The 7733-nt window shown below is 43.8% G+C and carries 8 protein-coding genes, 1 pseudogene and 1 other annotated feature; of the genes and pseudogenes, 4 read left to right on the top strand and 5 right to left on the bottom strand.

The features are described 5' to 3' along the window. A pseudogene (locus B4240_RS03540) lies at positions 1-694 on the bottom strand (IS3 family transposase); the annotation flags it as partial. Continuing rightward, positions 303-419, bottom strand: a sequence feature (AL1L pseudoknot). Its footprint overlaps the pseudogene before it by 117 nt. Positions 695-992: 298 nt before the next feature. Beyond that, positions 993-1172, bottom strand: coding sequence for a hypothetical protein (locus B4240_RS03545; protein WP_296236861.1), 180 nt, complete (start codon positions 1170-1172; stop codon positions 993-995). 24 nt (positions 1173-1196) lie between these two features. Between B4240_RS03545 and B4240_RS03550 the strand changes: the two genes are divergently transcribed. From B4240_RS03550 to B4240_RS03565, 4 genes are all read left to right on the top strand, one after another. Next, a complete protein-coding gene (locus B4240_RS03550) occupies positions 1197-2771 on the top strand; it encodes a hypothetical protein (protein ID WP_296236862.1) in 1575 nt (524 codons plus the stop codon). Positions 2772-3007: 236 nt separating this feature from the next. Next, positions 3008-3358 carry an IS630 transposase-related protein gene (locus tag B4240_RS03555; RefSeq protein WP_296236863.1) on the top strand — a complete coding sequence of 117 codons (351 nt, stop codon included), beginning with the start codon at positions 3008-3010 and terminating at the stop codon, positions 3356-3358. A 40-nt stretch (positions 3359-3398) separates the two neighbouring features. Next, positions 3399-3728: a transposase gene (locus tag B4240_RS03560; RefSeq protein WP_296236864.1), complete on the top strand. Its 330-nt coding sequence runs from the start codon at positions 3399-3401 to the stop codon at positions 3726-3728. 609 nt (positions 3729-4337) lie between these two features. Continuing rightward, positions 4338-5354, top strand: coding sequence for a D-cysteine desulfhydrase family protein (locus B4240_RS03565; protein ID WP_296236865.1), 1017 nt, complete (start codon positions 4338-4340; stop codon positions 5352-5354). 40 nt (positions 5355-5394) lie between these two features. Here B4240_RS03565 and modB read toward each other — a convergent pair whose 3' ends face one another. From modB to B4240_RS03580, 3 genes are all read right to left on the bottom strand, one after another. Then, complete coding sequence (gene modB, locus B4240_RS03570) at positions 5395-6096, bottom strand: molybdate ABC transporter permease subunit (protein WP_296236866.1); 702 nt, start codon at positions 6094-6096, stop codon at positions 5395-5397. 182 nt (positions 6097-6278) lie between these two features. After that, entirely contained in the window at positions 6279-7106 is an 828-nt protein-coding gene (gene modA, locus B4240_RS03575; RefSeq protein WP_296236867.1) for a molybdate ABC transporter substrate-binding protein, read from the bottom strand. 37 nt (positions 7107-7143) lie between these two features. Beyond that, entirely contained in the window at positions 7144-7635 is a 492-nt protein-coding gene (locus B4240_RS03580) for a molybdenum cofactor biosynthesis protein MoaE (RefSeq protein ID WP_296236868.1), read from the bottom strand. Between the last annotated feature and the right edge of the window lie 98 nt (positions 7636-7733).

Genomic DNA, 7733 nt, shown 5'->3' on the forward strand with positions numbered 1-7733 from the left:
CAGCTGATTAGGACGATGGGCGCTAAAGTTACGATTGACCAAGTCATCAGCGCGCTTTTGATCGTCACGGCTGTTGGTGGTCATCTTACCCTTACCGCGCCAAACCCCTTGTAGGCCATGCTGCTTCATTAAACGCTCTACGGTACACCGAGCAACCTTTAACCCGTCAGCTTTCATCTGCTGCCAGACTTTGCGCACACCATAACGACATTTACTGTCCTGCCAAAATAGTCGTCATGTTGACTGCGTAGTGAGCGCTTCTGTGGGTTGTCGCTTAAGTCTTTAGCACGGTAATAGGTTGATGGGGCAATCGGTAGTACTCTACAAATCAGCTCGACCCCATAACTACCTCTATAGTCATCAATAAACTGAACCATTATCTGGGTGGACGACCCGTCTCCGCCTGGGCGAAAAAAGCGGCTGCCTTACGTATAATCTCATTGGCTTGCTTGAGCTCTTTATTCTCGCGTTCAAGCTCTTTAATACGTTGCTCTTGGCTTTGGGCTTGCACTGAGGCAGGAATGGTTTGATCTATGTGCTTTTTATGCCATGACCGCAGGGTTTCAGGCGTGCAGCCAATCTTAGGTGCAATGGCTTGAATAGCTGACCAGGTGGAGGGGTAATCGCCCGACGCTTCAATAAGCATGCGAACGGCGCGTTCTTTAATCTCAGGAGTGTAGGCTTGTCTTTTCATTGTCGTATTCTCTCAGAATGTTGAGTCTCCGACAATCCTGGGGCGGTTCAGTCTGAGAACAATCATGTTTATCCGAGCCTACCTTCGCGCCTCCACCCAAGCCCAAGACGCCAGTCGCGCCAAAGCTGAACTTGATCAGTGCGTAGGCTGGGCGAAGCTAGCGACACCCAGAATATTTTTAAATTAAATATTTTATCGTTTCATTCAAATATCAAGTTGTATCCGTTCTTGCCGAGGGACGAGGCGCGAATCTAATCCTTAAAAATAAATAGCCCATGCCTCGCATTTTTCGCCCCTCTTAAAATACTCGCATCTCTAGGTCATGCTTTTTTATGTTCTTGCTTTTGTTATTTATTAAACTGCACTGACCCACACGGCCAGCAATATCAGCGCAATCGACGGCAACGTTATTATCAATGCAGGCGGCACTTACCAACAAACCGGACTCTTCGCCAATGAGGCGGATCTTACCGTCCATGGTAAAGGCACGTTTACAGGGGCGGTGTTTACTACCTCAAAAGACGCCCAAGCTCGTGGTAAAAGCAATATTATTTTTAACCAAGGCATGACCTCAACAGATATCAACACCAGCCGCTATAAAGGCGATGCCCTCTCAGTTGGTCTCAATCTAGGTAACACGACGGGCAAACCGCAAGCCAACATGAATAGTCTAGGTTATGGCACCGATAGCGACAGCGATAGTAGTATCACCAAAGGTGGCGTGAGTGGCTACAATGATCCACAAGGCATGCTTACTACTGAGAACCGTGAAGCCCTTGGTGGTAAGCTTGACAATGAATTTGATGCAACACGAGTCAATGAGGAGCTAGGGGCGCAGGTTGAAATCACCCAAGCTCTTGATAATAGTCGTAAAGAGCTAAAAAAAGAATTGTACGCAGATGTCGCCAAAAAACGAGAGCAAGCTACTGATATCAGAAGAGGAAACAATGGCAGAGATACCAACGAATCCCTGCGTTTAGAATCAGAAGCCGCAAACCTAAATGAAAAAGTTCGCTGGATTGATGCAGGACTGGGTGCTCTGTGGGGTCTTGGCGACACGGGTCTGTTTACAGGTATGTTCGCTACAACGCAAGCAGATAGAGCAAAAATGTCAGCTACCGCTCCTAAAGAGATGTGGTATCAGACTTGTAATGCTTCCACGGGAGGTCAGTGTGAGAGTCGGCAGATTTGGTCATTAGATGATCTGACGGCAGAAGAGTTTGCGCTTATAAACAAAGCTAACAATACCCTAACCGTATCAAACCCCGGTATCTTCAACGATAAAGAAGCCTCACTAGCCAATGCCGCCAAACAGAACACCACTGACACCAATAAAGTAGGTGCTCTAGTTGTCATGAATCAGCCAACAGGCAGATATGATGGCTGGTGGATACTATCCTCATTAACCTCAGAGTTAATGTATGCTGGATATGACAAGTTCAATGATACTTTAGGTGGCAAACTACCCTTAACCAATTCAGAAAAGCTCAATCAAGATATCTACCTTGATGCTATGGACAAAGGCTTACAGATTGACACCAGTAACCATAGTCGAGGCGGCTTGACAGGTAGCGTCGCGTTAAAAGACTTAAATAACAATCAAGGTGTTACACAAGTTCCCATTCGCCAGTCACGCTTTTACGGTACCGCTACTAACGTACAGGACTACGCTGATCAGCTTGCCGAAAATGGATATACTTATGTGGGTATAGACAAAGACGGTAATGAAGTTGTTTATCAAAGTGGCGCTTATTCTGCGGTACATAAAGCGGACTTTGTCGGTCGTCCTCCTATCATCTTAGGCGGCAATCCTGCGACAGGCGGCGAGTGTTGGGCATGTTATTCGCACAGTAGTTACTATGCAGAGATACCTGAGCGATACCTTATGAATAATCAAGGACAATATATTAATACCAATAATAGAGTTGTTACTGAAAAACAGAGAGTTGAAACAGATAGCTATAGAGAGTATATCAAAATATGGGGTGTGCCAAATGAGAAAAATTTATCGGCGCCTGTTTTAACCAAACCAACAGACGCTAACAAGGAGTTCAAATATAATGAAAAGCCTTATTAAAATCAGCTCTACAGTGATGTTTTGTTTAATATTATCAGGATGTTTTCCATGTAAACTGGGAGACTGGAATTGTAGTCAAATAGACCCTACATGGTCTAAAAATATTGATAAATGCCAAAGTACCCAAAGGAACATTGCAAAAAGTATTCTCAAAGATAGATATTCTGACAAAATATAGTAAATATTAAATAAAACCGATACAATATTTATAACTCATTCATTTAATGAAATAAACGATGACCTATTCAATCGACTTTCGCAAGCAAGTACTGCGTAGCATTAAAGACGGCATGACCATTAGAGAAGCAGCTATTTTTTATCAGCTTAGCACAAGCTCGATTCACAGCTGGCAGCAGAGCTTGGTTCCTAAAACTACCAGAAATAAAGCACCGACTAAAATATCGAATGAAGCCTTATTGAAAGATGTTGAGCAGCATCCAGACGATTATATGTATGAGCGAGCACGGCGTTTAGGTTGCAGTAAGTCAGGTATTGAGTCGGCCTTAAAGCGTCTTGGTATCAGTCAAAAAAAAGACCTTAGAACATCCAAAAGCGTGTCCGATAAAAAGAGCGATATTCCAAAGTAGGCTTGATCGCTTTACACAGCAAGGCTATCCCATTGTCTATATGGATGAAAGCGGCTTTGAGCACGAGACCATCCGCTCTCATGGCTATGCACCGATTGGTAAACCTTGTATCGATAGCTACAATTGGCAAGCAAAAAAGCGTACGAATGTTATCGGTGCTCTGTATGAAAAGATGCTGTTTGCCATAGATTACTTCGAGCAGAATATTAACAGCACCATATTCTACGACTGGTGCAAATACACACTAATTCCAAGTCTCAAGACTAAATGCGTAATTGTGATGGATAATGCTCGGTTTCATAAAAACAAACGTATTCAAAAACTACTGAACAGGCACGGCCATCGTATTCTATGGCTGCCGCCGTACTGACCACTGCCGTCAATCCCGTCCAGTTAAACTTGAGAGGTTTTGATCATGCAGCTTAACAGTAAATCAAACCACGTCTAGCTTAGCGATCGGTCGCCATTCGCTAACAATGAAACAGTGTGATACGATTTTTGGAGGAGTAAGGATGTATATTGAGGCGCTTTTAGTAATACCGATCTGAAAAAAAGTATAAAATATATACCTATTTTTTAATTATAAAGTATAATTTTTATACTATATCAGTGACCAAAAATGGTGTATCTGACTTGATAAATAACTTTAAATTACGCTAAACGTCATTTGAAATATTATTCTGTAGCCCTTTATATATGAGGTTTTGTAGGTTAAAAGACTTTAATATACATCAATGAAATATGGTGGTTCTAGCCTGTCACGCCGGGGGTCGCGGGTTCGAGTCCCGTCCGCTGCGCCATATTTAAAACGAATTTAAACTCTCGAGTTTAAGCAAGTTTCGCCTCAAACATTAGATTGTTTGAGGTTTTTTTTGTGTCTGCTCATTTTAAATAGCAGCAGCGCCGCCTAAATTTCTATTGTATGCTGTGTTAACAGGCAAATTTTAGATAACTATTCATAATAGGAATAAAATACAACATGGACTATAACCGCATACCTAGAGAGTCGTTAGGCTTTTTTCCAACCCCGCTGGTTGAGCTGGCAAGATTAAGTGAGGCACTTGGCGGCCCTAACATCTATATGAAAAGAGATGACAATACGGGGCTGGCATTGGGTGGCAATAAAACTCGTAAGCTTGAATTTATCCTTGGTGACGCGCTCGCTAAAGGCGCTGATACGATTATCACTGCCGGTGCCATACAGTCAAACCATTGCCGTCAGACGGCAGCGGCGGCGGCGAGCTTAGGGTTAGAGTGTCATTTAGTGTTAGGTGGCGAAGAGCCTGAACAGACAAATGGCAATCTATTGCTAGATAAGCTGTTTGGTTGCCATATTCACTGGGCAGGCAATCATCGCAAAGGCGAAGACATTCCTAGCATCGTCGAGCAATTAACCAGCCAAGGTAAAAAGGTTCATGTGGTGCCGTACGGAGGTTCAAGCGAGCGCAGAGCATTAGCCTTTGTAGAGGCGTTTAAAGAGCTAGAGACGCAGCGTCAAAGCATGGATATATCCTTGACTCATATCGTGTTTGCGTCGAGCTCTGGCGGCACACAGGCAGGCTTGATGCTTGGCAACAAAATCTTTAATTCACCTTATCAGATAGTAGGTATCAATATCGATAAAGGCGAGACGGATAAAGTCTCTTTTGATCAATATACGTTGGCGCTTGCTAATAGCACGGCAAAACTCATCGGTGCAGATTATGAATTTACCGCGTCAGATTTAATCCTAAACTCCGATTATGTTGGTGCAGGCTATGGCGTAGTGGGTGCATTAGAAAATGAAGCCATTGCCATGACGGCGCAAACGGAAGGAATCTTGGTTGACCCTGTTTATACCGGTCGCGCGATGGGCGGGCTCATCGATATGATTCGCACGGGAAAAATTAAGAAATCCGATAGTGTGTTATTTTGGCATACGGGCGGTGCGCCGGCTTTGTTTGCTTATGCCAACGAGTTGGATTTGGCGAAAAAAAGTAGTAATTTAAAAGTTTGAGTTGTTAAATTAAAAAGTTGATTCGCTATTGAACAAATACTTATGGGCGCTGATTAAGCCGACTGACGCTAGCAATCAGCGCCACCATAATAACGCCCATAATGATAAGAATCCCTGACATCATGTGCGCCGCTTCATAATTTAGTGCCTCTACTTGCTCATATATCGCAATAGAGACAACCTTGGTTTCACCTGCAATACTGCCGCCTATCATCAGCACCACACCAAACTCGCCAATGGTATGAGCAAAGCTGATTAAACTGCCTAAAATAATACCAATGCGCGCTTGCGGCAGAGCAACTCTCATAAAACGTCGTAGACGGCTGGGCTCTAATAAGCCCGCCACTTCCATCACGCTTTGGGGAATGCGTAAAAACTGCGCGTAAACGGGCTGAATATAGAAGGGTAGGGAGTAAATGATGGAGCCGATAACCAGTCCTTCAAAGGTAAAAACCAAAGGGCTGACATTATGCTCGCTAAGCCATTTACCAATACCTGCGCTCGGACTGAGCAGTAATAATAAATAAAAACCAATAACCGTAGGCGGCAAAACAAGCGGCATCGCAATGATGCCCATGAGCAGTATCTTTATACGCCCAACGATGTTGCCGCGGCTAGGTTTGGCGAGCCAATAGGCCAATGGCGTTGCAAACAATAATAAGCAAAGGGTGGTAATACCGGCAAGCTTGATGCTGACCCATACCGGCAGCAGCATGTCTGAAATAAGAAACTGGGACATCATAGCGTGTTTATCTATCTACCTTTTATCCATTACGTCGCTTATAGGGCGTGATTTATGATGCCACGTTATTATTATACAGCTTGCTTAAAAAAATGTGCATTCAAAGTAGGCAAGTAAAAGTATTAAAATATAGACTGAACCTGCCAACGTCTTTATTCTACCGCTAGCTTTCTACAAATAAGCTACTTAACCGCTAAATATCCTGCTTTAGAAAAGTAAGCTTGTCCGGCAGGAGAGCGCAGATAATTTGAGAAATCTGTCGCGGCAGCAGTGTCATTAATGAGCATGCCGTCTTGTAAAATAGGCGGATAAGACTCTGGCGCCAACGTATAAAACTGCTCAGGCGAGGCTTTAATCGCCGTCACTTGCGACTGCGCGACAAAGCCATAATCGACATTGCCTGTATGCGCATACTGAAAAGCTTGACCGATATTTTCTGCCTGAATGATGCGCTTTTGTGCCGTTAGAGAGTCATAAAGATTTTGTGACTGTAAATAAGCCTTGGCAGATTCGCCATAAGGTGCGAGCTCAGGATTGGCAATAGTGATTTTTGTCTTGGCATCATTCTGCAGTAACTCAGTCAAGGTAGTCTGATTCAAACTATCAACCGGTTTGGTCGCGCTATAAATGGAGAGTTGACCTTGAGTATAGGTAAACGGCATCCGACTGCTGTCACCTTTAAACATCTCATCGACCAATTTAGCGGGAAACGCTTGGTTGGCCGCCAAGAAAATGTCATAAGGTGCGCCCGAGGTGATTTGAGAGTATAGCTTGCCTGATGAAGCAAAGGTAACTTCGATTTTTTGATTAGGCAGATTTTCATCTACTTTATACCCTTCGATGATAGCAGGCAAGACATCTGATAAGTTGGCAGCGGCGGCGATACGCAGTATTTGGGTCTGCTCAGCACTGTTATCGGCGTCCGATTGAACAGTTTGATTGGCTTGCTCTTTGCTACAAGCCGTAAGCAATAATGCTAAGCAGGCCGATGGAATTATTATTTTAAGCATGATTATACTTCGCTCTGCCATTACTTATGAATAATACTCAGCCATTATTGCTAAGCCATTTAGAGGATTCATCTTGGTAGTATTCTTGTTTCCACACCGGAATGTCGGCTTTAATGGTATCTAATATCCAGCGGCAAGCATCAAAGGCAGGATAGCGATGGGCAGAAACGACGCCAACCCAAACCGCCACATCGCCAATCTCTAACGCGCCAATACGATGAATGGCGATGGCATGGGTAATCTCAAAGCGCTTTTTGGCTTCTTCGATGATGGCGCGGCCTTGATTGATGGCCAAATCTTCATAACCATAATAGGTTAGGCGGTTAACGCTCGTGGCATTATTATGGTTGCGAACACGCCCCTCAAAGCAGACAAAGGCACCGCAGCTGTCATTATCGAGCGTTTTTTTAAGGCGACTTTCATCAATATCGGTATCCAAAAGCGCAAAACCATCACGTTCAGCGATGAGATACGCCTCATCGATGCTACGTTTAATGCTCATCGATTGCCCATGTACGTTGTCTGTCATTTATTTCTCTGCCTATAGTTAATCTTAAAAATTCTGTACAAAAATGTGCTACTGATATAAATCTTCCTTGCTTGCTTGCTGTGCCTACGCAGACAGAG

Origin of the sequence: Psychrobacter sp. UBA5136, assembly GCF_002414005.1 — a bacterium.
Lineage (GTDB): Bacteria > Pseudomonadota > Gammaproteobacteria > Pseudomonadales > Moraxellaceae > Psychrobacter.

What these genes read in the sequence shown, in the direction of transcription:
- B4240_RS03580 (WP_296236868.1), bottom strand. Translation starts at nt 7,635, where the DNA reads ATGACAGACAACGTACATGGGCAATCGATGAGCATTAAACGTAGCATC.
- B4240_RS03555 (WP_296236863.1), top strand. Translation starts at nt 3,008, where the DNA reads ATGACCTATTCAATCGACTTTCGCAAGCAAGTACTGCGTAGCATTAAA.
- modB (WP_296236866.1), bottom strand. Translation starts at nt 6,096, where the DNA reads ATGATGTCCCAGTTTCTTATTTCAGACATGCTGCTGCCGGTATGGGTC.
- modA (WP_296236867.1), bottom strand. Translation starts at nt 7,106, where the DNA reads ATGCTTAAAATAATAATTCCATCGGCCTGCTTAGCATTATTGCTTACG.
- B4240_RS03560 (WP_296236864.1), top strand. Translation starts at nt 3,399, where the DNA reads ATGGATGAAAGCGGCTTTGAGCACGAGACCATCCGCTCTCATGGCTAT.
- B4240_RS03565 (WP_296236865.1), top strand. Translation starts at nt 4,338, where the DNA reads ATGGACTATAACCGCATACCTAGAGAGTCGTTAGGCTTTTTTCCAACC.
- B4240_RS03545 (WP_296236861.1), bottom strand. Translation starts at nt 1,172, where the DNA reads ATGGACGGTAAGATCCGCCTCATTGGCGAAGAGTCCGGTTTGTTGGTA.